The sequence below is a fragment of the Microcoleus sp. S13_B4 genome (genome assembly GCF_036700885.1).
GTDB lineage: Bacteria > Cyanobacteriota > Cyanobacteriia > Cyanobacteriales > Microcoleaceae > Microcoleus.
Genome location: NZ_JAUBPU010000020.1, coordinates 50703 through 75787 on the forward strand (window position 1 = coordinate 50703; position 25085 = coordinate 75787).

The following is a 25085-nucleotide window of genomic DNA, read 5'->3' on the forward strand; positions in this document are numbered from 1 at the left end:
CTTCCTCAAGACCATCCCGATTTAGCTATTCACCTCAACAATTTCGCCCTACTTTATCAATCCCAAGGAAGGTACTCGGAAGCGGAACCGCTGTATTTGCAAGCTGTGGAAATAGGTAGGCGATCGCTTCCTCAAGACCATCCCAGTTTAGCTACTCACCTCAACAATTTAGCCGGAGTTTATAAATCCCAAGGAAGGTACTCGGAAGCGGAACCGCTGTATTTGCAAGCTGTGGAAATAAACAGGCGATCGCTCCCAGAAGACCATCCCAGTTTAGCCACTGGTTTCAACAATTTAGCTTTACTTTATTATTCCCAAGGCAGGTACTCGGAAGCAGAACCGCTGTGTTTGCAAGCTGTGGAAATTCTTCGCAGCAAATTGCCCGAAAACCACCCAGACATTCAGATTGTGTGGAAAAATTATGTGGGGCTGTGGCGGGAAGGAATCAGTAAAGGACATTTGACATTTGAGCAATTGCCAAAACATCCTTTCGGGGAACAGTTATTAGCAGAACTTCAGGAATAAATAAAAATTCCCTCTCAGTTACAAATATTGTTAAAATGTACAATATACAGCCTAAATAGAGATTATTTAGTTGACAACTCGCAGCTTATACATAGTGCTGAGGCGCATCATTGCAGGCGTGCATTGAGTTTTTGCTGGTGCGTGAGGCGCTGAATCAAGTTGCTCAATTTGTGACAATTCTTAATCGCCCCGCCTCACCCAGCCTACAATATGGATTGTATATAATTTGTTATATTTGATATTATAAGTAATAGCCGGAAATAATATTATATTTTTGCACTAAAATGTCAGTCACTACTCATCAATTAATTCAGTGGAAACAACAAGGGCGGTCAATTGTTGCCCTGACAGCTTATGATTATGCGATCGCCCAAGTCATCGATCAAGCAGGCGTAGATATCATCCTAGTCGGCGATTCCCTCGCCATGACCGTCTTAGGCTACGACACAACCCTACCCATAACCCTCGATGAAATGCTGCACCACGCTAAAGCAGTGCGTCGCGGTGTTAAACAAGGATTAATTGTGGTCGATTTACCGTTTTTGACTTACCAAGAAAGTCCCCAGCAAGCCATGCACTCGGCAGGGAGAGCTTTGAAAGAAACCGGCGCTCAAGCTGTAAAATTGGAAGGTGGATATCCAGCAATGGCCGCCACAGTTTCGCAGCTAACATCCGCCGGAATTCCAGTGATGGGACACGTCGGTTTAACTCCGCAGTCGGTACACCAACTCGGCTACAAAAAACAAGGAAAAACGGCCCAAGCAGCCGATCGCATCATTGCAGAGTCGATCGCCCTTCAAGAAGCCGGTGCGTTTGCGATCGTGCTAGAACACATTCCCGCAGACTTAGCCGCTCAAATTACCCAAAAATTAACTATTCCCACCATTGGTATCGGGGCCGGGCCGCACTGCGACGGTCAAGTTTTAGTTACTTCCGATTTGTTGGGACTTTCCGAAAAACAGCCGCCTTTTGCGAAAGCTTACGCCAATTTGCGAGAAACAATTACCCAAGCTGTGAAAGATTATTCCCTTGAAGTTAGAGAAGGCAAATTTCCCCAATAGTTTCGTAGTGAGGAGTTGAGTCCTTAAAAATGAGGACTAAAATCCTCACTACAAACCTAATTTACACTTTCGGCTGGCCCTCTTCCTCTTTATCCTTCTCAACAGCTTCATCCTCAGATTGACCGATGCCATCCTTAAAACTCCGCAGCGTTTTGCCCAAAGCATTTCCCAACTCAGGAATCTTCTTGGGGCCGAAAATTAGTATAGCCACCACCGCAACAATGCCCATTTCGGGCAATCCCAGACCAAACATACAAAATCTCCTGTAAAACTTGCTCGATCGTAAGTCAATCTACTGATATTGTTAAAGTATCTACCTTTTTTCCTGCATCTTGCAACAGTAGAATCAAGTTTTATTAAGCTATCCCCCGATAAATACGAATGTTAGAAATATCCCAGCCTTCTCTGCGCGACCAACAGCACCATCTCATCCGAGATTTAGCCGATCGGATGGAAGCAGTATGGCACCGCTATCTCGACCTCGAACCGTACCACCTGCCCGCTGAGTTGGGATACGTAGAAGGCCGCTTGGAAGGAGAAAAACTGATCATTGAAAACCGCTGCTATCAAACGCCCCAGTTCCGCAAAATCCACCTCGAACTCGCTAAAGTCGGGCCAATGCTGGATATCCTGCACTGCGTGATGTTTCCCAGACCGAATTACGCTTTGCCCATGTTCGGTACGGATATCGTAGCAGGCAAAGGTCAAGTTAGCGCCGCGATCGCAGACCTTTCTCCCCTCAATCCCGATCGAACTTTGTCGGAAACCTACCGAACCCAACTGGCAATATTGCCGATCGATCAATTTTCTTGTCCCCGCCAAATTCCCGAATGGGGGGATATTTTCTCAGAATTTTGTCTGTTTGTGCGGCCAGAGTCGATCGAAGAAAACAGTCGGTTTTTGGATATTGTTGAATCCTACGTTGAAATTCACTGCAAACAGGCTGTCGCTTCCCAACCAGTCTCTGCCGCCGAAGAATCGACAATTCTAGACGCTCAAATTTACTACTGCACCCAGCAGCAGCAAAACGACAAAACCCGTCGCATACTCGAAAAAGCTTTCGGTAAAGATTGGGCCGAACATTACATGACCGAGGTACTTTTTGATATTCCTAAATAGCGGAAATCACTTTACACTACTTCAGAGTAGGTGGAAAAAACTTAATCAGGAAATCACCTACTTTATAAGTCATGGGAAAGGAATCACGGGTTAAGGATAAATCATTTTTAAAACCCCCAGGACGAGGAATCATCCGTTTAGCGATCGGCGCCAATGTCTTGACCACAGGAGTCGGTTTTTGGCAAGTATCTCAACTTAGAAAAGCCGAAGAGTTAAAGGCGGCGGCTGCAACTCCCGCCTCCACCCGCAGCAGCGTTACAGCTTTGAATAGGTTGACTCCGCAGGGGGAAGTTATCAAATTGTCGGCCCTTTCTGCGTCGGAGGGAGCAAGAATTGAACTGTTGCAGGTGGAAGAGGGCGATCGAGTTATTCAAGGACCGATCATAGCAGTTCTCGATACGCGATCGGCTCCAAGCAATCCTCGCTCACAATTTGCTCAAATGCTTGAGTGCTAGGCAAAATGTGCAAATGTCTTTAGAACTGCACAGTCATCTTTCTCCCCAAGAAACTAATGATAAAATAGAGGAAATGCTGGAAGCTGTAGGCTTGGGAGAAAGAATAGATTATTACCCCGACAGTCTTTCGGGCGGACAGAAACAAAGAGTTGCGATCGCCCGGGCATTAGTCAGCCAGCCGAAATTAGTATTAGCAGACGAACCCACAGCAGCACTAGACAGTAAATCAGGTCGAGAGGTGGTAGAAATTATGCGAGGTTTGGCAAAAGAACAGCACTGCACTATTTTGCTGGCAACCCACGACAACCGCATTTTAGACATAGCCGATCGCATTATTCACATGGAAGACGGCTACCTCGCACAAGACACATCAACAACGGTGGCAACTGGCGTTATTTCGGGAAAATAATATTAATCCACCTACACTTATTTTCGAGAAACGGGACGCTTTCCTCCTACCTTAGCAGGACTTTTTGTCCCACCTTTGGCTGGAGTTTTAGAACTACTTTTGCTACTTTTTTGGCCCTTAGATCCTACCAATTGGCTATCATTGACATTTGCAGGTCTGCCGGCAGGCGTTCTCGTAGTCCTAAAGGTAACATTCACCCCTTCATTCGACTGTTCCAGCACCAACATCGGCGTCGGCTTGGCTTTTTGATCCCACTCAATATGAACGATGCGACCTTGAATTGTCGGCTGCCAACTGTCGTGGTCGTCTGAAGGACTCAGATAAGTTTCCAAACAGTCAATAATTTGATTAATTGTCGCTGATGTTGCCTGAGTCGGCAGTTTCATCAGCTTAATTTGAATCCGAAACAGCACTCGTTTTTCTATTTTTACTGCGGGATCGCCAGTTTCGTATTCGATATCAAACATCGAATCTACTTGCCTGCCGCTGCCGGCATTCCCGTTTTTATCTCCCACTGCCCCCTGAGTCGGACGCAGAGCAATACTAATTTTTTCTTTAACTTTTACCTTGATCTGGTTCACAATGGCAAAGTGAAATACTTCTTCCGCCATCCGCATTCTCAGGTAGTCTAAATTAAAGTCTCGCGAGTGGATAAGGTCGGGATTCTTTTCCATCTTTGACATGGTTTCCAGAGCCATTTTGTATTTTTTCTGGAGTTCTCGATTTCTAAACTCCTCAAATTTGAGCTTTTTATTCAAATCGTCGAGTTTTAGCTTGGTAAACACCGCTAAACCGATAAGCAATAACAACAGTAATCCCGCCCCTCCTATTAAGAGTTGGTCTGAGGACGGATCTCCGGGTTTAGCCTTTTTAGGTTTGGGAGAGGCTACTGCCAACCTTGGTTCTACAAGGATTATTTGGGTTGACATGGGCTTTTAAAGGGTAAAATTTGACGCTATATTTATACAGGACTCCAGAGTAGAGCTGGTAGTGCAACTGGATCAACCAACATTGACATCATTCCACCATCATCTTGGTACAACTGGATTTCTGCAACTGGAACACGCACCCTCTAATTAATACTTTATCTTTAACTGCAAGCAGGTTTCCGAAATATCGGAAAATCGCGCGCTGGAACTGGCCAATAGAAATGGTGAATTGTCTGTAATAGATTATACCAATATAGCTAAAAAATGTTGGTTCGGCGGTCTCCGTTTCTAGCAAAATAAAAAGAAATACACATAAATTAATAGTAACTCTGGGAGCCAGCAGCGGAAAAAATCAAGGAGAACAGCCGAGCGCCCGGACGATCGAGGGGCGGACGTTGGGAGAGTGGTAATTCCTACTGTTTGCTAACTCCCGCCCTGCAAGCCCACCGGGTGGCTTGCTCTGAGAGTCGAGCTCTCTTTGCGATCGAACAACGTCTCCTTAGCTAAGATTACAGCTAATACCACCAATATTCGATCGTGACCTACGAACCCCTGCACCACAAATATCGCCCTCAGACATTTGCCGAATTAGTCGGTCAAGAGGCGATCGCCCAAACCCTCACCAGCGCCATCCTACAAGAGCGCATAGCACCAGCATATCTATTCACCGGCCCCAGAGGCACCGGTAAAACCTCCAGCGCCAGAATTTTCGCCAAATCTCTCAACTGTATTTCTACGGTTGCCCCCACCCCCACACCCTGTGGCAAATGCAACGTTTGCCAAGAAATTGCCCGAGGTTCTACCCTAGATGTCATAGAAATCGACGCCGCCAGCAACACCGGAGTAGATAACATTCGGGATTTGATCGAACGAGCTCAATTTGCTCCCGTACAGTGTCGCTATAAAGTATATGTAATCGACGAAGTTCATATGCTCAGTACCCAGGCATTTAATGCCTTATTAAAAACATTAGAAGAACCGCCCGATCGCGTTGTATTCGTTCTCGCAACAACCGACCCACAAAGAGTATTACCAACTATTATTTCTCGTTGCCAAAAGTTCGACTTCCGCCGCATCCCCCTCGATGCAATGATTGCTCATTTGCACAAAATTGCTCAATTAGAAAATATCAATATTGCCAGCGATGCAGTACAAATGGTCGCTCAAATCGCCCAAGGTGGTCTGCGAGATGCCGAAAGTTTGCTCGACCAACTAAGCTTATTCCCGGGTGAAGTAACAGTCGAAAAAGTTTGGGATTTAGTCGGGGCAGTCCCCGAAAATGACTTAATGGAGTTGCTGCAAGCTATTGATACAGATAACGCTACAGCACTAATAGACATGACCCGCCACCTCATGGATCGCGGTCGAGAACCGCTAATCGTGCTGCAAAGTCTCGCGAGCTTTTACCGAGATTTGCTAATAGCCAAAGCTGCCCCGAAACGGTCAGATTTAGTAGCTTTAACATCTGCAACTTGGGAAAAACTGGGGGATTTTGCCCGCACTTGGGAGGCCGAGTTAATTTTAGCAGGTCAGAAACATTTGCAAACCCACGAAGTGCAAATTAAAAACACTACTCAGCCGCGTTTGTGGCTGGAAGTAACGCTGTTGGGATTGCTGCCCTCAGCAATTAAAACTCAGCCACAAGCAACAGCCGAACCAGCTAAAAATATTGCTCCATCACAAATTCACCCCCCCCAACCCCCCCTTGCTAAGGGGGGGAGCCAGACATCTAATATCGAAGCGCCTCCCGCTGCCAATTCGCAAAATCCTCCACCGACTTCGCAGCCTGTAGCTAATCGAATAGAAAGCACACCTCCTGCTGCGATTCCTGCACCTGTACCAACTGCTGAAACGAATCCAACAAATTATTCACCGACTAATTCAGCCGATGAAATCGATTTAAATCGAGTGTGGGAACAGGTACTTGAGCGGGTGCGACCGCATGGAACTCAATCGCTGCTTCGCCAACATGGACAGCTAGTAATTTTTAGCAATAATACAGCTCATGTTAAGATTAGTTCGCAGCCGTTGCTGAATATGGTTAAAGACAAAGTAGCTAATATTGAAGAAGCTTTTTTGCAAATTTTTAACCGTCGAGTAACAGTAAAAGTGGGCTTGACAAATCCCGCTGAAAGTAATAGTTCTCGCGCCAAGGATGTGCCTACTTCTAACGGACGTGTTGGCGAAAATCCCAGGAATTCTCATCCTGCGGATGATGCGGGCCAACAGGTGCAGAACTCGGCGGCTTCGGAGATTACAGATGATTTTTTGGGCAAGGGTAGAGAAGAACAAAAACACCCGCTAGCGGCTGAAAATACCGCCGTTAATGTGCCGGCCATTTCCGAATCGCGATCGCCGAAAAACGGTTCTACAGACTCTCAAAATGACTTTAACGCTCAGGCTATAGCGGTGCGTGATGACGCTCAATATGTCGCGAATACCGCTAGGCAATTGGCTGATATGTTTGACGGGGAAGTAGTCGATTTGTCGGATGACTTGCAGATTTGGGAGTCGGAAACTTTTAGATTGGAATCTCAACCGGATTTTTCCGAGTTATCTTCTGAGTTAGGTGAGGATGATTTTATAGATTGGTAAGTATAGCCTTTCTCAGTAACATGAGGTGTTCTTGGCCAAACAGGGCATTGGGCATTGGAAGAGTACCTTACTTTCCTGAGAACCGCTATAGATCACTAAAAAAAACCGAGAAACCCGGTTTTTATAGTAGGGGCGCTGCTAAGAGTGGCCCCCCTTTCAGGTTTCTTAATACCCTAAAAGTTTTAGGTTGAATTAGAGTCACCTAGTGATTGTGAATATCTACTTTTAAGCTGACTCTGGCTTGGGTAGGGAAGACGGAAGTACCAACAACTCGGCGGTCGATCGCTTCTCGACCATTTCCTTAGTAATCGTACACCGGGCAACATCCTTGCGCGACGGCAACTCGTACATCACATCCAACATCAATTCTTCGACAATTCCCCGCAGCGCGCGCGCTCCAGTTTTGCGACGGTATGCTTCCTGGGCGATCGCCCGAATCGCATCCGGCTTAAAGTCCAACTGCACATTATCCATCTTCAGCAGCTTTTGATACTGCTTAACCAAAGCATTGCGCGGCTCAGTCAAAATCGCCATCAGCGTTTCCTCATCCAGCGGTTCCAACACCGCCGCCACCGGCACCCGCCCAATAAACTCAGGAATCATCCCAAACTTCACCAAATCATCGGGTTCCAGTTGCTTGAGTACATCAGCAGCCCGCTTTTCCTTCGGCTGAGCTTCTCCGGGCTGAATAAAACCCATTGACTTTTTACCCGTTCTCTGCTCTATCACTTTCTCTAGACCGACAAAAGCGCCGCCGCAAATAAACATGATATTGCTGGTATCAATTTGGATGCAGTCTTGATAGGGATGCTTGCGGCCGCCTTGGGGAGGTACATTGGCGATCGTCCCCTCCAGCATTTTCAGCAGCGCCTGCTGCACGCCTTCCCCAGACACATCCCGCGTAATCGAAGGGTTTTCGCTCTTGCGGGCTATTTTGTCAATTTCATCAATATAAATAATTCCGCGCTGCGCCTCTTCCACGTCCATATCTGCCACTTGCAGCAGCCGCAGCAAAATATTTTCCACATCTTCCCCGACATACCCCGCTTCCGTCAGCGTCGTCGCGTCAGCCACCGCAAACGGCACGTCTAGCATATCCGCCAAAGTCTGAGCCAGCAGAGTTTTGCCGCAACCCGTCGGCCCAATTAACAAAATATTCGATTTTTGCAGTTCTACTTCTTCCGGCGGGTGCTTGCCGCTATTTTTTGCATGGATAAAGCTAAGGCGTTTGTAGTGGTTGTATACTGCCACCGAGAGCACCTTTTTCGCCTCATCTTGCCCGATCGCATTTTCGTCGAGGTAATTTTTAATTTCCCTCGGTTTCGGAATTTGGCTCATCGACATACTTTTGCCCGAAGTAGTGCGACGCTTTTGGGTCGTTTCCTGCTTCGGAGGCACCGCCGCTGCGGGTACTGCACTCGAATCAAACAACTCCTCATCTAAAATTTCATTGCACAAGTCCACGCATTCGTCGCAGATATACACCCCGGGCCCTGCGATCAACTTGCGTACTTGCTCTTGAGACTTGCCACAAAACGAACATTTTAGATGGGAGTCGTACTTAGACATAACAGCCTCTTAATTCAGTGCAGTGACATTCTCTCCCGCCGTCGGAAGGTTTTCCTTTTCGATAACTCGATCGACCAAACCGTAATTTTTGGCTTCCTCGGCTGACATAAAAAAGTCGCGCTCTGTATCAGCCTCTAATTTGTCGAGTGGTTGACCTGTGTGGTGCGCTAGCAGTTGATTCAGCTTACGCTTATGATAAAGGATTTCCTTGGCTTGAATCTCAATATCAACTGCTTGACCTTGAGCGCCTCCGAGTGGCTGGTGAATCATAATCCGGGAACTCGGAAGAGACATCCGCTTACCGTGGGCTCCTGCTGTCAGCAGAAATGCGCCCATACTCGCTGCCAAACCGTAACAAATCGTTACCACATCCGGGCGGATTTGCTGCATTGTGTCATAAATTGCCATGCCGGCCGTCACCGAGCCGCCGGGGGAATTAATGTACATTTGGACATCTTTTTCTGGGTCTTCGGCATCTAGATACAATAGCTGAGCCACTATCGAGTCAGCAACTTCGTCGGTTACGGGAGTTCCTAAAAACACAATTCGCTCCCGCAGCAAGCGCGAGTAAATGTCAAAGGCCCGCTCGCCCATCCCCGACTGTTCTAGTACCATTGGCACTACATTGCTGGGGCTGGAACTGACATCAAAATCGTTATAGCTTGTAATTAGGTAATTGGAAGATTGAGATACAACCATAAGACACCAGTCAAGGATTCTAGACAATTTGCTGCTGCTGATGAAAGCTTTAAATTAAGCCGCCAGCTTTTAACTATTATGCCTCTTCTGAACGGATATCGGGGGAATGCGGAGTTTTGAGTTCTGAAATTGCTTTCTGCGCTGGGCGCAACGCTGGAGTGACTCGCAAGGCTCGCGGGGTGAATGAGTTAAAATACTCACTTGTAAATCATCGCTGCTTCTAGTGGACACCCCGAGCTTTTAGTAAGGATCAGGCGCACCCAGAGCTTGTAGTTAAGGATCAGGTGCGCCGTTAAAATCACGGTTGATTTCATGCCCCCAATTAGGGCATTTGAACACATTAAGTTCTATTCTTCGCCTACGACTTCCACTTCAACGCTCGTGGCTGCTTCTGCTGAATCTTCAGCGTCCGATTCTTCTGATTCTTCTGCTGCAGGAGTCAGAGAGCCTTCAGGTAGGAGTTCGATTGTCCCTTTTTCTTCCAACCATTTCAAGGTTTTTTGTTTGAGCAAGTCTTCTGCTACAAATTCCTGCAACCTTTGGGGGTCAAAATCTCCTTTAGGAAACTGCTTTCTGATTTTTGCTACTTCTGCTGCTACTTCTGCTGGTTCAACAGATAAGGATTCCAGCTTGGCTACTTCTGCCAGAGCTAAATTCTGCTTGAGGCGCTCGACTGCTTCCGGGCGCGAGCGTTCGCGCATCGGGCCCATATTTTCTTCGGTAAAGAGTTGGTTGATATCTATGCCGTAATTTTTCAATTGGAGGGCTTGTTGATTCAGCAAATAATCGATTTCGCGATCGACCATTGTTTCGGGAATTTCTACTTCTATTAGCTGCGCGAGGGCTGCTGATATAGCTTTTTCCTTATTAGCTGATGTCTTGTTTTCTTGGTCTGCTTTAAACCGAGTTTCGAGCGATTCGCGCAGTTCTGCTAAAGTTTCAAACTCACTGACTTCTTGGGCAAAGTCGTCGTCCAACTCCGGCAATTCTTTTTCCTTAAGTTCTTTGAGAGTAATCGTAAAGACTGCCGGTTTTCCTGCTAGTTCTTCACTGCTATACTCATCGGGGAACTGCACGGAAACTTCTCTAGTTTCTCCTGGATTCATCCCGATCATGCCTTGGATAAAGCCCGGTACAAACTGATTTTCGGATAATTCTACTTGGAAGTCTTCTGCTTGACCGCCGGGAATTTCTGCGGGAGTTTCGCCTTCGGGTGCTTCCGCAAATCTACCGGAGAAATCAACCAAAGCCGTGTCTCCCAACTGAGCCGGCCTGCCTTCTACGGGGATTAAAGTAGCTTTGTCCGATCGATATTTTGCCAGTACCTCATCTACCTGAGCCTCATCATACTTAGCTTCTTCTGCTTGAAGCTGCAAACCTGTGTACTGACCCATTTTCACTTCTGGTTGTACATCAACCTTCGCCGAAAAAATCAGAGGCTGTTCTGGATCGAACTTAGCTAGTAATTCTTCAAACTCGGTGCGAAGTTCAAAACTACCAATTGCGGCAATTTTTTCTTGTTCGAGGGCTTTTTGCAGGGAATCGTTAATCAAATTTTCCAAAGCCGTCGCCTTCAAACGAGTCTGGCCTAGGCGCTGTAGCAAAACTTGACGGGGAACTTTGCCTTTGCGGAACCCAGGAATATTAACCTCGCGAGCAAATTGTTTAATTACTTGCTCGTAAGCTTGTTTTGACTTTTCTGACGGTACTTCGATTTCCAGACCAATTTGGCTAGCTGGAAGTTTTTCCTGGGTTACTTTCATCGGCTTTTTTGATATTTAACAATAGTGTAATAAAATACATACAAATCTGACTTTGCCTGCATTTTAATTTTGTACGCTTTGACTCGTAACGGCACAACTACAAGACCTTTACCGGATGAGACTGTAAGTCATTGCCGGCTACTTTTTTGGCTCTTGCCAAATAGTTTTGGTTTGAGGATACTAGCTTTTGCTGCTAGGAATGTGGAGGTTAAGTCCACTAATTGCCGATGCACCATAGCACATATCGCCCCGTGATGTCAATCTTGCCGGCCTCTGCGGCCAGTCAAAGTCAATGGATGCGCCTGCGAAAATGCAGATATATCGCAAAACTTAACCGGATGCGGATTGGGCGTGGGCGATTGGCAAAAGATGCTAAACTGGCACTGGGTACGATCGCACGGATTGATCGGGAAGTTCGATCGCCCTTTTCGCTTAACTGCACCATTGCTATCCTCTCATGCTCCTGATGTCGCATAACATTAATTAAGTTTGATATTGAGAATTGCAGTTATTTAAATTTTTGATTTCGATCGTTTAGACTTTAATTTGTGGAGGAAACTAATTTGTCTCAATCCTATCGAGTTGCCATTTTAGGAGCTACCGGTGCAGTCGGTGCCGAGTTGCTAGAACTATTGCACAGCCGGAGTTTTCCGATTTCTAACTTGAAGCTGCTGGCTTCGGAACGTTCAGCAGGCACAACTTTGCCTTTTGGCGGTGAGATGCTGCCGGTCGAAGCGGTGTCGGCGCGATCTTTTGATAATGTAGATCTGGTGCTCGCCTCTGCCGGCGGCTCTACTTCTAAGTTATGGGCTCCGCAAGCGGTGGCAGCCGGAGCAGTGGTAATTGACAATTCTAGCGCTTTCCGCATGGATGCGAACGTACCGCTAGTGGTTCCAGAAGTCAATCCCCAAGCGGCTGCAGCTCACCGAGGTATAATTGCTAATCCCAACTGCACGACTATTTTGATGGCAGTTGCCGTTTGGCCACTTCACAAAGTTAGGCCGATACAGCGCATCGTTGTAGCGACTTACCAGTCTGCCAGCGGGGCGGGGGCGAGGGCAATGGAGGAAATGAAAGCTCAAGCAAGAGCAATTTTGCAGGGGGAAACGCCCAAAACCGATATATTTCCCTACCCCTTAGCATTTAATTTGTTTCCGCACAACACGCCGATTAACGATTTGGGGTATTGTGAAGAAGAGATGAAAATGGTAAACGAAACTCGGAAGATATTTGGTACGGACGAGATTAAAATTACGGCCACTTGTGTGCGGGTTCCCGTACTACGGGCTCATTCGGAAGCGATTAATCTAGAGTTTGCAGAGCCTTTTAGCGCGATCGAGGCCAGGGAAATCTTAAAGCAGGCAAGCGGGGTTAAGCTGGTAGAAGACTGGCAAGCTAATTATTTCCCGATGCCCGCAGAAGCCAGCGGTAAGGATGACGTGTTAGTTGGCAGGATTCGCCAAGATATTTCTCACCCCTGCGGGTTGGAGATGTGGCTGTCGGGCGATCAAATTCGCAAAGGGGCGGCTTTAAATGCGGTGCAGATAGCTGAGTTGCTGGTAGAAAAAAATTTGTTGCGAACCCAAGTGGCGGCGGCTTCTAATTAGGGAAACCCTGGCAATTTGGAAATTGAAATTGGGGATTTTAGATAAACCTTTCATCTGAAATCAAAAATTTAAAATCAAACATCAACAGTCTAAAATCGGAGAAAGTGTGGTAAAGTTTGGACGGGTTCTGACTGCAATGATTACGCCGTTTAAGGAAGACGGCAGCGTTAACTATGCGGTAGCAGAACAATTGGCAGTTCATTTAGCCGATCGCGGTACAGATAGCTTGGTAGTGTGTGGCACTACTGGCGAGTCTCCCACTATGACCTGGGATGAAGAGTACGAATTATTTCAGGTGGTACAAAAGGCGGTGGCCGGTAAGGCGTTGGTAATCGCAGGAGCAGGCTCTAATTCTACTTCAGAAGCAGTCGCAGCTACCCAAAAAGCAGCTAAACTCGGGTTAGACGGCTGTTTGCAGGTGGTTCCTTATTACAACAAACCCCCGCAAGAAGGTTTATATAATCATTTTCGGGCGATCGCGCAATCTGCTCCAGAATTGCCTATAATGTTATATAACATCCCCGGTCGCACTGGTCAGAATATGTTGCCGGAGACGGTGGCTCGATTGGCAGAAATCCCCAACATTGTGGCCGTAAAAGAAGCAAGTGGCAACTTGGATCAAGCAAGTCAAATTCGGTGCTTGACATCCCCTGAATTTGCCATTTATTCTGGAGATGATTCCCTAACTTTGCCAATGTTGGCGGTAGGAGGATCTGGTGTAGTTAGCGTAGCCAGCCATCTGGTAGGAGAGCAACTGCAACAGATGATCAAAGCTTTCGAGGCCGGTCAAGTTCAAGTCGCTACCCAGATTCACTTGCAACTTTTTGACCTGTTTAAAGCTCTTTTTCTCACCACAAATCCCATTCTCGTCAAGACAGCTCTCAAACTTCAAGGCTGGGATGTAGGCTCCACCCGTCCGCCCCTGTGCGATCCACCCGTTGAGGTAACTCAAAAGTTAAAGGACGTACTGAGTCAGCTAGCAGCAGTATCAGCTAGCAAGACGAGCGAGAACGAGTTTTCAGACAACTGAATATTGGTTGTTATCAGTCATTAGTTCTGAGTCATCAGTCATTAGTAATTAAGTGTTAGTAAGTAGCTAACAGTCAAGGATTAAAGACTGAAGATAGAAGAATGAAGACCCAAGACAACTGACTGTACGGGATAGTAAAACCCGCCAGGGATTTTTCCATAAATATTTGGAGAAATATCGCCCTACCAACGAACAGTAGACGACAGACCACAGACCACAGACCAATAACAAAAATAACTAACAAAGGATACGCATGATCAAAAATACAACTGCATCTGCTCTAAAAGTTATTCCCCTCGGCGGGCTGCACGAAATCGGTAAAAACACTTGTGTGTTTGAGTACGGCGACGAAATCATTCTTTTAGATGCCGGTTTAGCGTTCCCGACAGATGGAATGCACGGGGTAAATATTGTCCTTCCAGACATGACTTACCTGCGGGAAAACAGCCACAAAATTAAAGGTATGATCGTGACTCACGGTCACGAAGACCACATCGGGGGAATTCCTTACCACCTCAAACAATTTGAAATTCCGGTCATCTACGGTCCCCGTTTGGCGATGGCTTTGCTAGCAGGAAAACTGGAAGAAGCCGGAGTGTCTCACCGCACTGAATTGAGAACGGTTCGACCCAGGGATACTGTCAGAATTGGCAAGCATTTCTTAGTCGAATACATCCGCAACACTCACTCTATGGCTGACAGTTTTACGGTGGCAATTCACACTCCCGTGGGGATTGTGATCCACACCGGAGACTTTAAAATTGACCACACTCCTGTAGACGGCGAGCATTTTGATTTGCAAAAGCTAGCGGAGTACGGCGAGAGAGGGGTGCTGTGCTTGATCAGCGATTCTACTAACTCGGAAGTTCCCGGTTTTACCGCTTCGGAAAGTTCTGTTGCGCCGAATTTAGACAGAATTATCGCTCAAGCACCGGGACGAGTGATGCTGACGACTTTTGCTTCGTCGGTACACCGATTGCAAATTGTTTTGGACTTGGCTAAGAAAAACAATCGGTATGTCGGAGTGGTTGGCCGGTCGATGCTTAACGTCATCGCTCACTGTCGCAATCTCGGCTACATCAAATGCGAAGATAGTATTTTCAAACCGCTGAAAGAAATCCGCAATTTGGCTGAAGACAAGGTACTGATTTTAACTACAGGTTCCCAAGGCGAACCGATGGCGGCGATGACTCGCATTGCTAACGGCGAACATCACGAACTGAAAATCAGAAAGGGCGATACAGTCATTTTCTCAGCTAATCCGATTCCGGGAAATACGATCGCAGTGGTAAACACGATCGATAAACTGATGATGCTGGGAGCACACGTGGTTTACGGCCGCGACAAAGGTATTCACGTTTCGGGTCACGGTTGTCAAGAAGACCAAAAGTTAATGATTAACATGACTCGTCCCAAGTTCTTCTTGCCAGTGCACGGAGAACACCGGATGCTGATCCAGCACTCCAAGACGGCTCAAAGCATGGGCATTCCCGCTAGCAATATGGTGGTTATTGATAACGGCGATGTCGTAGAGTTGACCGAAAATTCAATGCGCGTCGCTGGTCAAGTGCCTTCAGGAATTGAATTGGTAGATGCTTCTCGATCGGGCGTTGTCAAAGCCAGCGTCCTCAAGGAACGTCAGCAGTTGGCGGGAGATGGCGTTGTAACTGTAGCGGCGGCTTTGAATTGGGAAGGCAAATTAGTTGCCAAACCAGAAGTTCACTTGAAAGGTGTAGTGACATCAGCCGATCGCGCGGAGGTGATCGGATTAATCACTCAAACTATTGAAACAGTTTTGAGCGATCGCTGGTCAGAATTTGTCAAACCCGCCACTGCTGACTCGCAAGTTGACATTGACTGGGTAGGAGTGCAAACCCAAATAGAAAAAGCAATTCAGCGGGTAATGCGCCGGGAACTTCAAAGCAATCCGCTGCTGGTATTCCTGATGCAAATTCCAGAAGAAGCAGTGCGATCGGAAAAAGCAGCAGTATCTCCAGGTTCCCTGGAAGCACCTAAGCTATTATCATCGCCCTCATCGGCATCGCCCTCATCGGCATCGCCCTCCTTGCCATCTCCTGCCAATCAGGTGACTGGCCGGCGCCGTCCCCGGACGGCAGCAAGGGCAGCTTCCTAGTGCGATAATTCTCTGACCCACTGCGAACAAAGAAATAAGTTTTAGGTTTGTAGTAGCGCTTGAGTACCCAAGCGCTACTACAAACCTAGATTGGATTTCATAAAACGCAAATGAACGCAGATAGATTTAAATAACTATCTGCGTTCATTTGCGTTCGTCTGCCTCAATCGGCGGTTAAAAATTAATCAGCCACCAGCAACAGCAGGAACAATGCTGACTTCATCGCCATCTTGGAGGGCTGTTTTTGAGCCATCCAAAAAGCGGATGTCTTCGCTGTTGACGTAGAAGTTGAGAAATCTGCGGGGTTCTCCCTTTTCGTCGCACAGGCTTTTTTTGATGCCGGGACAATTTGTTTCCAGCGATTCAATTAGTTCGGAAATGTTATCGCCGGCGCATTCGATGGTGGCTTGATTGTTGGTAAATTTTTGCAGGGGAGTGGGAATTAAAACTTTGACGGTCATTTTTTTAGTCCTTAGTCAGTAGTCATTTATTAGTTATTAGTCCTCAGTCATTAGTCATCAGTAAGCAGTCAGTTGTCATCAGTCCACAGCTTAACAACTAATGACTAATGACTCATGACTGCCCACTATTGACTAATAGCTGTTAAACCGAAACTTGTTGCCATTCTAAGCGTTCGAGCGTGCGGGCGCGTTCTAGGGCGCGCTCGAAGGCTTCTAGTTTCGGTTCGAGGGTGATGGGTTCGCCGATGTAGCCTTGAACTGCTTCTTGCGTTTTCAAACCGTTGCCGGTGATGTAAGCGACGGTGGTTTCATCGGGATTGATTTTACCTGCTTCTACGAGTTTCTTCAAGACTGCGATGGTCGTGCCGCCTGCCGTTTCTGTGAATATGCCTTCAGTTTCTGCTAGCAGTTTCATGCCTTCGATGATTTCGGTGTCGCTGACGGATTCAATGTTGCCACCTGTTTTGCGGGCGATTTCCAAGGCGTACATACCGTCGGCTGGATTGCCGATCGCGATCGACTTAGCAATTGTATTCGGTTTCACCGGTTTGACGAAATCGCGGTCTTCGCGGAATGCTTGGGCGATGGGGGAACAGCCGTCAGCTTGGGCGCCGCTGAACCGGACTTTCTTTTCGTCCACTAAACCGACTTCGATGAATTCATTAAAGCCTTTGTAAATCTTTGTGAACAGGGAGCCGGAGGCGAGGGGAGCGACGATGTGATCGGGCAATTGCCAGCCTAGCTGTTCGGCAACTTCGTAACCGAGGGTTTTTGAGCCTTCGGAGTAGTAGGGACGCAAGTTGATATTGACAAATCCCCAGCCATGTGTATTGGCGACTTCGCAACAGAGACGGTTAACTTGGTCGTAGTTGCCGTGAACTGCCATGACAGTTGGATTGTAAATAAGAGTGCCGAGGACTTTGCCTGCTTCTAAGTCGGAGGGGATGAAGACTACGCAGTCGAGTCCGGCGTGGGCGGCGATCGCAGCCGTAGAGTTAGCTAAATTGCCGGTGCTGGCACAGGATACCGTTGTGAAACCCAATTCTCTCGCTCTGCTGAGGGCAACTGACACCACTCTGTCTTTAAAGCTGAGAGTGGGCATATTGACGGCATCGTTTTTAATATAAAGATTTTTTAGACCGAGGCGGCGCGCCAAGCGGTGGGATTTTAATAGAGGAGTCATCCCAGTGCCGACATCGATGACGTTATCTGTAGCGACTGGTAAAAATGCGCGGTAGCGCCAGATCGAGTTGGGGCCGGCTTCGATGGTTTGGCGAGTGACGGTGCGGCGGATGGCGTCGTAGTCGTACTTGACTTCTAGCGGGCCAAAACAGCAATCGCAGACGTGCTTGGCTTGGAGTTCGTACTCTTCGCCGCATTCTTTACATTTGAGGGCTGTGAAGGTTGCTGCTGTGGATTGTGTTCTGGTGGCCTGGGTCATAGCTCAACTCTCTAGTTTTGCGATGTTTTCTTAGTCTTGTGCAAGATTAGCACGGTCAATTTAGCCCGTCAACTATACCCGACTTTTTTAGTCGGGATTAATTTTTCAGTTACTTTTCAGTTAAACAGTGGTGTATTTAACTTTGATATTTGGGCGGGCGAGACGCCCACCCCACAAGGATTTGGCTTGTTTTCAGGATCTGGCTGGGAATCCCGATTGTCAGGCCCGCACGCGAGCCCTATCGAACTCAAGGATGATTTGCCGACGGAATTGTTACAAAACTTAATAAATCTTTTTTGGGCTAAGAATTGGGCAGTCGTGTGATCGAACACAACTACAAAACCTCGAATTTTTGATTAAGCAACTTAGCCTACCCGCCGCTGACGGGGGGGATGAGTACAACTTCGTCGCCGTCTTGGAGGATGGTGTCGGCGGAGACGAATTCCATGTTGACGCCGAAGCGGGTGCGATCGCGCCATTGTTCTAATTGAGGATATTGGGCGATCGAGCTTTCGAGCACTTGAGACACTGGGGTTTCGGAAGGAAGTTCTAATGTAAGTTCCGAAACGCCGTAGGCTTCACCGAAGGCGGCGAACAGTTTAACGGTGACGGTAATCGAAGAGTCAGACACGGTAGTTTAGTGCGATCGACGGTTTGGCAATTATCAACTACACCATACAATTAATTAGGAATTAGGCGCGCCGAGGCTTAGAATTGAAAGCGGCAACCTCTAGTTAAGTTTTACCCCATCGGGTAAAGATGATAGTTGATTGCAGCAAAAAGTCTTAACAAGATTGTATGCCGATCGCTCTCACCAACCAGGCGTTAGAAGCCGTTGGTATCAACTTAGATGCCGCTAGCTAAGGTCGAGTTTGCTGCGGTTGAGGTTAATGCGATAATAATTTTTGAGGATGCGGCATAGATACTTTACGGTAATTGTGGGAGAGTACAAAAAGCTCGCAATACATTTAGCAGGCCACAACGCAGACAAGGCCCGGCCAACCCGCTTCTCCTGACTAAAAATCAGGTTATCTAGTGCGGCTTGGGATTGCCAAACCTTTGCCCTGCTTAGCAAGCTAGCCGTTCTATCTAAGAAGAATACTGAAGTTAACGCGATAGAAATATATGGCAAATAACGATTTTAAAGTGCTTCAAATTATTGAAGCTAAAGGCTGGTATGCCTTTGGGAGTACGAAGCAAAGCCAGCACGTTGAGAGATGGGTAAGACCTGTCGTGTGTTGGGTTTTAATAGAAGATAAAAAAAAGCGACGGGTTGTGACAGCTACCGCTAGCTATCAGATCCAGATTGACGACAAAGAAGTCGAGTTTTTTGCCCACGAAAGCGAAATTCAAGATCTGGAGAGTCTCCCGAAGTCTGTCTCGGTATCGGAATTTCTGAAAACCGAAGATTGAGAGAAGGGCAGAAGGAGATAATTTAACAAGTTATTAATTATTCCTTAGTGATTCCTTAAACTTGCTGTCGGATTCTATTGGAATTAGAGGCAGAAGCTCTAGATTGGGGAAAGGGGGAGACGAGGACAGGGGGAGAATTTGTACTTTTGCTTTGCCTTCTGCATCTTGTCCCCAATGCCTCAAGTAGCCCAAAAAATAAAGAGGCCGGAAGATTGCTGGCAATGCCAACACGCTTCCGACCTTGCTGAATAACAGGGTATGCATATGTTTTTAAAGTATGGCAGGCAGGCTTTTGAAATATCAAGAGGACTATTGCAATCACCCACTTTTGCTTTCAGGCTGTGTTTGCAAGGTTCATATCATTTTAGACTGAAAATTTGAAAAGTGAGAGAGGGCGAGGGTTACAGGTTAAGGATTCTAGCTGTTTATCTGTAGCGGGTGCTACAAAAAATGGTGGCATTTGCGGACGATCGCACCTTCTCCCTAAATGGTGGGCACTCAAAGCAGAAAGTTCGATCGTCCCCTGCAACTGCTGCGACTTTAAACCCCAGTAGCAACAGGTTCACGCTTCTGCTGCGACATCCGCCGCCCCAGCAGGGTCATCCGCACGCCGCCGGCCGGCCCTAAAGTCACCCCTCGGCGTTTGGCCTGTACCGGCTTTTTCTCGGCCAATACAAGGTCGAAATTCCGCAAAATGGTTGCCAGCACCAGTTTCATCTCCAACTGCGCCAGCGCCAAGCCGATACAGCGGCGGCTGCCGCCTCCAAAGGGCAAATACTCATAAGGCGAGAATTGTCTCTCCAAAAACCGTTCCGGTTTAAATTCCAGCGGTTCTGGATACAAATCCTCCCGTCTGTGGGTCAAATAAATCGAGCCGACAACAACCGTGCCCGCTTCGAGTTGATGTCCCATCAGTTCTACGGGTCTGATCGTTTCTCGCGCAAACGTCAGCATTCCCACCGGGTAAATACGCAGCGTCTCCTGACAAACTGCACTCAGGTAAGGTAAGCGGAAAATCTCCATCGGGTCGGGATTTTCCCCCAAACAGTCCAATTCTTGCAGCAACTTCTGGCGCACCGAGGGCAAGTGGTGAATCCAGTAAAACGCCCAAGCTAAGGCCGTTGCTGTGGTTTCGTGGCCTGCAAACAGCAGCGTCATCAACTCGTCGCGCAATTCTTCATTGGTCATTGGTTGCCCGTTTTCGTCGCGCGCGGCCATCATTAAGCTGAGAATGTCGGTGCGGTTGGCGTCTGGTTGCAGTCTGCGTTCTTCAATTTCCGCGTCCATCAGTTCGTCAATTGTCCGCTGCCGCTGTTTCATGCGTCCCCAAGGACTCCAAGAGCCCCAATCTTGCTGCATCCAGCCGAAAAACAGCATACTCGATCGCAGGGGAGAGTTGGTCATATCGACGACTGAGGCAAGTAGTGGTCTGAGTGCTTGTAACCGCGGCCCGTCATCCATGCCGAAGACAGCTTGCAAGATTACCCGCATGGTGACTTCCTGCATCGCGCTGCGGGCAACAAAAGGTCGATCGACCGACCACTTGCTGGCAACATCTTGAGCGATATCGCAAATTAGTTGGCCGTAATTCCGCATCCGTTCCCCGTGAAAAGGTGGCATCAATAATTGGCGCTCGCGTTTGTGCCTTTCTCCCGAGAGCATAATCATGGATTGTTCTCCCAGCATGGGTTTGAGAATACTATTCAGGCTGCCTGGAGCGTGAAACGCGCTGCTATTGAGCATCTCCTGGACAGCTTGGGGGTGGTGGATCATCACCAATGGTTGCCCGTTGTTCACTTGAGCTGTGAAAATGTCGCCGTATTGTTTGGCACATTTATCCATGAATGTCAGGGGATCGGCGATCCATTGAATTAGCTGCACCAGGGGTGGAGCTTTGGGGCCGTTAGGTAGTGTCATAGGAATTACCGGGGTTTGGGTCACAGGACTTAGCAGTATCAACAAATATCAAAGGGTTTGAAGGTTGGTTCAATCCCTCCCAACCCTTGTTTTTAAGGGGAGAATTGCGTAAGTCCCTTCTCCAATAATTTTAATAGCTTATTCTCGAACGGTGCTCAAAATATCCTCTCCAAGCTCTGTAAAACGAACAGTTTTGATTTGCCAAGGAGCATAACTGGTTAAAGTTTGGCGCACGCCCCCGAACAAACCTAACATCTGACAACTGGACAGATTTTGCAATTTCTGCCGCGAATTTCCGGAGGCTCGCAGATCCACGGTAGCTATTCCGAGGTCGCGATCGATCTTGAGGCGATAACCAGCCAAACCAAGACTATCGAAAATCTGCTGCTTTAACACTTCATTAACCGCCGATGACATTAACTGGTTCTTTGGGCCTGTAACTGTTTCCGGCTTTAGAGTTTGACACAAATTATCTACTTTATAAACCGTAACGGTGACAGTATTTTCTGAGAGGGCAGCACTGCCTAAAACTGAGGCAACAAAGTTAGAAGGCTGCGTTAATTGACTCGATCGAGCCTCAATTTGATTTCCCGTTAGCTGTAGCTGTTGAAACTGATGGGCGCTTCGGGAGAGTTGGCTCTGGTTTTCGGTTGAGGTAGCGGCATCTGAGCTAGAACAACTGCTACCGCCCATCAAAATTAACCAAACGCCTAAATATCCTAACTGTTTGCAGATACGGTTCATAGTTTTTAATACTTTACTAAACGTCAGTGTATGGAGGGTGAATTTTGGTGGTAGAAAGCACTTAGACCCTGATTACACTCACTTAGAAGTATTTCCCGCAGTACGGAGATGAAAACAAGTTAAGAGTTCTTGTTAATACGTGGATTTTAGTGTTAGATCAGGTAAGAGGGGTTTTACCCCTCAGTGACGTGACCCAGCAGTCTACCTGTCTCAGCAGATCAAGCTTGCGACCCAGCTCGTAAGTGATATCAAATACCTTGTCAGTGGTGTGATGTACCGTTGCAACTCGATCCCTTCCAAGGTCTGAGGTGAAAAGCCTCTTTCCCGTTGGTAAAAGCCTGAGTTTGATTAGTAGTAATGAGGACAGAATTCCGACTTGCGCGCGCATTTTAAGCTCGGCTTCGGAGCGCTTTTTTAACAGCGCCGAAATCGCGGTTAGAGGGAACGTGCAAGTCGCGAACAATATCAAAACTTACGCATCAAGAGCAAAAAAACCGGGTTTTTTAACCAGGCATAAGGGCTGCAACGAAGTGTTTTCGTAAAAAAACCTGGTTTCTGGTCAAGTCGCGAAAAACATAATTCCCAAGTCAGCGGATCTGTAACGAACTGGCGCGTCAAGGGTGTTATGGCAGCATTTAGTGATTTTTGTCCCGAATCCCATAAAAAAGAGTGAACACATCATGAAACAGCAATTATTGACAAAAGTTTTGGCGGCAACAGCGATCGCCCTCAGTGGCCTGACGGTTGCTTCTGGACCGAGTTACGGTCGGCGAGGACCGGGGGAAAATGGATTTTGGTGTAACACCTCGACCGGTGCGCCGGTGACGGTGTACAAAAACCCTAAAGGTGCCGTAGAGCCTTGGATTGAGTGGACTTCCGATTATTTCTCCGGTTCTGGCTATGATCCGGCAACTCGGTGTCAATTAGTGAGTCAACGCCTCGAAACCTATCGTCGCCAACGGGTGCTCAAGTATATTACTGCGGGCCAGATGAACGGCCAGAACGTCATCTGCACGGCGAATCAAGTCAATGGGCTGTGTCAAAATTTGATTTATACTCTCAGACCCGGCCAAGACCCGATCGGCTCTTTGTATAATTTGTTGGCTTGGCGCCAAGGATATGTCGGGATGCCGTCTTTTGATGAAACCAGTAAAATTCCTTACATTGATGTCAGCGAAAAGCTAGGGGAAAACATGGATGATGAGGCGCAACAGCCCTCTTTTTCCCCGCCGTCCGGACAGCCTTAAAGAGGGAAAAATTTTCCATTCCGTCACCAATTCCAAGGGTGGATGTGGAAAACTTGGCGCGTCAAACAGCGGTACGCATCCAGACGGGGAAATCTTTGGGTTCGGGGACGATCGTCCTGCAGCAGGGCCAAACCTATAGGGTGCTGACTAACTAGCACGTTGTGGCGAGCGGAATTGTCACCGACGACGCCCTCCTCCACCCATTGCTAGGAGTTCTGAGGCTGCTGGGCAATACTGATCTGGCGATCGTTCAGTTTCGTAGCGCGATCGAGTATAAAATAGCACCATTCACCATTGAACCCGGAGCGGTGTCTCAGCCAGTGTTGGCAGTCGGCTTTCCTGCGGGTGCTGAGGTTGGGGCTTTGGCGGTGACGCGGGCTTCTTTTCGCTGCTGCTACCCAAATCTTTGCCTCAAGGTTATAGCTTGGGCTATACAAATGAGGTTAAAATCGGTATGAGAGGCGACCCGATTTTTAATGCCAAAGGTTTCTTGGTTGGGATTAACTGTAGGGGCAAGTATCGAGATCCAAATTTTGGCGTTTATGCTTTTGAAGATCGAAGTGAACCAACAGCGGAATTATTGGAGAAAATGGTTAAATCCAGTTGGGGGATTCCGATCAGTATATATTTGCAGTTCGCCTCGTTTCATCTAGGGAGTTATCGATGAATGTGTGGAGTTTGCGGTTTGACGCGCTGACAATCATCTTGACAGGTGCATTAACAGTGACGGCCGTTGTCAGCCAACCATATGCTGCCTGTGCCAAAACAGCCGAAGAAATTGCCCAGCTAGCGACATTGACAACTGTGGAAGTCAACAATACGCTGGGTTTTTTTTCTAGTGGATCGGGAGTAATTATTGCCAAACAGGGTAATATTTACACAGTTCTGACAGCTAATCATGTGGTGGCAAGCCTCGCTCAAAAATACAGCATTCGCACTCATTTGGAGAAGGACTATGCTGCGATTAGAATACAGCGCCTACCCAAAAAGGACAGGGATATAGACTTGGCTTTGATACAGTTTCAAAGCCGAGAACAGTATCCAGTAGCACCAATGGGCGAGTCAGAACGTGCTGTTGTCGGTTCTGCTATTTACGTTTCTGGCTATCCGCTGCCAATTTCGGGATTTGAACGAAAACTTGAGTTTACTGCTGGTATCATCTCTTCTCGCTTGGGCAACGCCTCATCTGGGTATCGTCTTCGCTACCAAGCTGTAACCAGGCGCGGGATGAGCGGCGGGCCTGTATTTGATGCTGATGGCAGGGTGGTAGGAATTCACGGCCAGGGGGATACTGTTGGCACAATTAGGAGTCAATGGAACGGTCAGATTGAGGAGATAAAAACGGGGTTGAACGCGGCAATCCCGATCGATGCTTTTAGGGAATTGCTATCACAAAATAACCATAACGGATTTGATATTCTCAGCACTCTTTCTATCAGCAGCGACTCTGGTCAAAACCAACCGAATCTGGGTTATGGAGGATTTGTGTGCGATACCTCGACGGGCGAGCCGGTGACTGTGTATCAAAATCCGCAAGGGTTCAGGGAGCCTTGGATTCGCTGGAATTCTAATTTCTTTTCTAGTTCGGGCTACGATCCTCTAACTCGCTGCCAACAAGTGACTCAACGCCTTGAGAATTATAACCGCAATAAACAGCTAAATTATGTGACTGTGGGTATTGTAAATAACCAGAAAGCGATTTGCACGACTAGCCGCGTTAATGGGCCTTGCGAAGGTTTGATCTACACGCTGCGCCGCGATCAAGATCCCACTCCTGCACTTAGCAGTTTTTTTGTTTGGCTGGGGAATCAAAAGGCTGTGCCTTCTCTTTCTGAAAGCGGTACTGTGCTTTATATCGATGTCCGGGAACGGCTGGAACAATTTTAGATTTGGGATTTGAGATGGATTAGTAATGGGTAAACACAGAACCCCGACTTATTAAAAAAGTCGGGGCTCTCAAATAACTA

Annotated in this window: 22 protein-coding genes and 1 pseudogene; 13 read left to right on the plus strand and 10 right to left on the minus strand. The window is 47.5% G+C overall.

Going from position 1 to position 25085, the window contains the following annotated elements; translation table 11 throughout:
• Window positions 1-525 (plus strand): tetratricopeptide repeat protein (locus QT994_RS13615; RefSeq protein WP_333175300.1); only part of this gene is annotated, 525 nt, incomplete at its 5' end.
• 284 nt (window positions 526-809) lie between these two features.
• Window positions 810-1586, plus strand: coding sequence for a 3-methyl-2-oxobutanoate hydroxymethyltransferase (gene panB, locus QT994_RS13620; RefSeq protein ID WP_333175302.1), 777 nt, complete (start codon window positions 810-812; stop codon window positions 1584-1586).
• Between the two features lie 61 nt (window positions 1587-1647).
• Here the strand turns inward: panB and tatA are convergent, their stop codons facing one another.
• Window positions 1648-1839, minus strand: coding sequence for a twin-arginine translocase TatA/TatE family subunit (tatA, locus tag QT994_RS13625; protein ID WP_190660552.1), 192 nt, complete (start codon window positions 1837-1839; stop codon window positions 1648-1650).
• Window positions 1840-1967: 128 nt separating this feature from the next.
• On the opposite strand from tatA, the gene QT994_RS13630 reads away from it, so the two are divergent.
• The 3 genes and pseudogenes from QT994_RS13630 to QT994_RS13640 form a co-directional block, all read left to right on the plus strand.
• Window positions 1968-2705, plus strand: coding sequence for a phycocyanobilin:ferredoxin oxidoreductase (locus tag QT994_RS13630; RefSeq protein WP_333175306.1), 738 nt, complete (start codon window positions 1968-1970; stop codon window positions 2703-2705).
• 71 nt (window positions 2706-2776) lie between these two features.
• A complete protein-coding gene (locus QT994_RS13635; RefSeq protein WP_333175310.1) occupies window positions 2777-3160 on the plus strand; it encodes a hypothetical protein in 384 nt (127 codons plus the stop codon).
• Window positions 3129-3569, plus strand: a pseudogene (locus QT994_RS13640) (ATP-binding cassette domain-containing protein); the annotation flags it as partial. The gene QT994_RS13635 and the pseudogene QT994_RS13640, both read left to right, overlap by 32 nt.
• Window positions 3570-3586: 17 nt before the next feature.
• Here QT994_RS13640 and QT994_RS13645 read toward each other — a convergent pair.
• Window positions 3587-4498: a hypothetical protein gene (locus QT994_RS13645; RefSeq protein ID WP_333045248.1), complete on the minus strand. Its 912-nt coding sequence runs from the start codon at window positions 4496-4498 to the stop codon at window positions 3587-3589.
• A 537-nt stretch (window positions 4499-5035) separates the two neighbouring features.
• On the opposite strand from QT994_RS13645, the gene QT994_RS13650 reads away from it, so the two are divergent.
• Entirely contained in the window at window positions 5036-7093 is a 2058-nt protein-coding gene (locus QT994_RS13650; RefSeq protein ID WP_333175313.1) for a DNA polymerase III subunit gamma/tau, read from the plus strand.
• Between the two features lie 225 nt (window positions 7094-7318).
• Here the strand turns inward: QT994_RS13650 and clpX are convergent, their stop codons facing one another.
• The 3 genes from clpX to tig all read right to left on the minus strand — a co-directional run bounded on the left by clpX (window position 7319) and on the right by tig (window position 11124).
• The gene (gene clpX / locus QT994_RS13655) at window positions 7319-8662 is read right to left on the minus strand and encodes an ATP-dependent protease ATP-binding subunit ClpX (protein WP_333175315.1); all 1344 of its coding nucleotides are present in this window, start codon (window positions 8660-8662) and stop codon (window positions 7319-7321) included.
• Between the two features lie 9 nt (window positions 8663-8671).
• Window positions 8672-9361, minus strand: a complete 690-nt coding sequence (gene clpP, locus QT994_RS13660) for an ATP-dependent Clp endopeptidase proteolytic subunit ClpP (RefSeq protein WP_333175318.1) — start codon at window positions 9359-9361, stop codon at window positions 8672-8674.
• Between the two features lie 347 nt (window positions 9362-9708).
• Entirely contained in the window at window positions 9709-11124 is a 1416-nt protein-coding gene (gene tig / locus QT994_RS13665) for a trigger factor (RefSeq protein ID WP_333175322.1), read from the minus strand.
• A gap of 563 nt (window positions 11125-11687) precedes the next feature.
• Here tig and QT994_RS13670 point away from each other — a divergent pair.
• From QT994_RS13670 to QT994_RS13680, 3 genes are all read left to right on the plus strand, one after another.
• A complete protein-coding gene (locus QT994_RS13670; protein WP_333175325.1) occupies window positions 11688-12731 on the plus strand; it encodes an aspartate-semialdehyde dehydrogenase in 1044 nt (347 codons plus the stop codon).
• A 106-nt stretch (window positions 12732-12837) separates the two neighbouring features.
• Window positions 12838-13761: a 4-hydroxy-tetrahydrodipicolinate synthase gene (gene dapA, locus QT994_RS13675; protein WP_333175328.1), complete on the plus strand. Its 924-nt coding sequence runs from the start codon at window positions 12838-12840 to the stop codon at window positions 13759-13761.
• Between the two features lie 253 nt (window positions 13762-14014).
• On the plus strand, window positions 14015-15895 hold the full coding sequence (locus QT994_RS13680) for a ribonuclease J (protein WP_333175331.1): 1881 nt from the start codon (window positions 14015-14017) through the stop codon (window positions 15893-15895).
• A gap of 185 nt (window positions 15896-16080) precedes the next feature.
• Here the strand turns inward: QT994_RS13680 and QT994_RS13685 are convergent, their stop codons facing one another.
• The 3 genes from QT994_RS13685 to moaD all read right to left on the minus strand — a co-directional run bounded on the left by QT994_RS13685 (window position 16081) and on the right by moaD (window position 18428).
• On the minus strand, window positions 16081-16356 hold the full coding sequence (locus tag QT994_RS13685) for a MoaD/ThiS family protein (protein ID WP_006632924.1): 276 nt from the start codon (window positions 16354-16356) through the stop codon (window positions 16081-16083).
• Between the two features lie 142 nt (window positions 16357-16498).
• A complete protein-coding gene (gene thrC / locus QT994_RS13690) occupies window positions 16499-17797 on the minus strand; it encodes a threonine synthase (protein WP_333066797.1) in 1299 nt (432 codons plus the stop codon).
• 370 nt (window positions 17798-18167) lie between these two features.
• Window positions 18168-18428, minus strand: coding sequence for a molybdopterin converting factor subunit 1 (gene moaD / locus QT994_RS13695; protein ID WP_333175334.1), 261 nt, complete (start codon window positions 18426-18428; stop codon window positions 18168-18170).
• A gap of 494 nt (window positions 18429-18922) precedes the next feature.
• Between moaD and QT994_RS13700 the strand changes: the two genes are divergently transcribed.
• Window positions 18923-19210 (plus strand): hypothetical protein, encoded by a 288-nt coding sequence (locus QT994_RS13700; RefSeq protein WP_006632921.1) that lies wholly within the window; start codon window positions 18923-18925, stop codon window positions 19208-19210.
• A 540-nt stretch (window positions 19211-19750) separates the two neighbouring features.
• Here the strand turns inward: QT994_RS13700 and QT994_RS13705 are convergent.
• Both QT994_RS13705 and QT994_RS13710 read right to left on the minus strand, forming a co-directional pair.
• Entirely contained in the window at window positions 19751-21127 is a 1377-nt protein-coding gene (locus QT994_RS13705) for a cytochrome P450 (protein WP_333175337.1), read from the minus strand.
• 138 nt (window positions 21128-21265) lie between these two features.
• Window positions 21266-21871, minus strand: coding sequence for a hypothetical protein (locus tag QT994_RS13710; protein ID WP_333175340.1), 606 nt, complete (start codon window positions 21869-21871; stop codon window positions 21266-21268).
• A gap of 680 nt (window positions 21872-22551) precedes the next feature.
• Here QT994_RS13710 and QT994_RS13715 point away from each other — a divergent pair.
• The 3 genes from QT994_RS13715 (at window position 22552) to QT994_RS13725 (ending at window position 25005) form a co-directional block, all read left to right on the plus strand.
• A complete protein-coding gene (locus QT994_RS13715) occupies window positions 22552-23118 on the plus strand; it encodes a COP23 domain-containing protein (RefSeq protein WP_333175342.1) in 567 nt (188 codons plus the stop codon).
• A 161-nt stretch (window positions 23119-23279) separates the two neighbouring features.
• Entirely contained in the window at window positions 23280-23576 is a 297-nt protein-coding gene (locus tag QT994_RS13720; RefSeq protein WP_333175344.1) for a hypothetical protein, read from the plus strand.
• A gap of 205 nt (window positions 23577-23781) precedes the next feature.
• Window positions 23782-25005: a COP23 domain-containing protein gene (locus QT994_RS13725; RefSeq protein ID WP_333045266.1), complete on the plus strand. Its 1224-nt coding sequence runs from the start codon at window positions 23782-23784 to the stop codon at window positions 25003-25005.
• The last annotated feature ends 80 nt before the right edge of the window (window positions 25006-25085 follow it).

Coding starts and splice junctions, on each gene's coding strand:
- QT994_RS13705 (WP_333175337.1), bottom strand. CDS start 21,127: ATGACACTACCTAACGGCCCCAAAGCTCCACCCCTGGTGCAGCTAATT.
- thrC (WP_333066797.1), bottom strand. CDS start 17,797: ATGACCCAGGCCACCAGAACACAATCCACAGCAGCAACCTTCACAGCC.
- QT994_RS13680 (WP_333175331.1), top strand. CDS start 14,015: ATGATCAAAAATACAACTGCATCTGCTCTAAAAGTTATTCCCCTCGGC.
- QT994_RS13685 (WP_006632924.1), bottom strand. CDS start 16,356: ATGACCGTCAAAGTTTTAATTCCCACTCCCCTGCAAAAATTTACCAAC.
- QT994_RS13645 (WP_333045248.1), bottom strand. CDS start 4,498: ATGTCAACCCAAATAATCCTTGTAGAACCAAGGTTGGCAGTAGCCTCT.
- clpX (WP_333175315.1), bottom strand. CDS start 8,662: ATGTCTAAGTACGACTCCCATCTAAAATGTTCGTTTTGTGGCAAGTCT.
- tatA (WP_190660552.1), bottom strand. CDS start 1,839: ATGTTTGGTCTGGGATTGCCCGAAATGGGCATTGTTGCGGTGGTGGCT.
- tig (WP_333175322.1), bottom strand. CDS start 11,124: ATGAAAGTAACCCAGGAAAAACTTCCAGCTAGCCAAATTGGTCTGGAA.
- QT994_RS13710 (WP_333175340.1), bottom strand. CDS start 21,871: ATGAACCGTATCTGCAAACAGTTAGGATATTTAGGCGTTTGGTTAATT.
- QT994_RS13700 (WP_006632921.1), top strand. CDS start 18,923: ATGGCAAATAACGATTTTAAAGTGCTTCAAATTATTGAAGCTAAAGGC.
- clpP (WP_333175318.1), bottom strand. CDS start 9,361: ATGGTTGTATCTCAATCTTCCAATTACCTAATTACAAGCTATAACGAT.
- QT994_RS13630 (WP_333175306.1), top strand. CDS start 1,968: ATGTTAGAAATATCCCAGCCTTCTCTGCGCGACCAACAGCACCATCTC.
- QT994_RS13635 (WP_333175310.1), top strand. CDS start 2,777: ATGGGAAAGGAATCACGGGTTAAGGATAAATCATTTTTAAAACCCCCA.
- QT994_RS13715 (WP_333175342.1), top strand. CDS start 22,552: ATGAAACAGCAATTATTGACAAAAGTTTTGGCGGCAACAGCGATCGCC.
- panB (WP_333175302.1), top strand. CDS start 810: ATGTCAGTCACTACTCATCAATTAATTCAGTGGAAACAACAAGGGCGG.
- QT994_RS13725 (WP_333045266.1), top strand. CDS start 23,782: ATGAATGTGTGGAGTTTGCGGTTTGACGCGCTGACAATCATCTTGACA.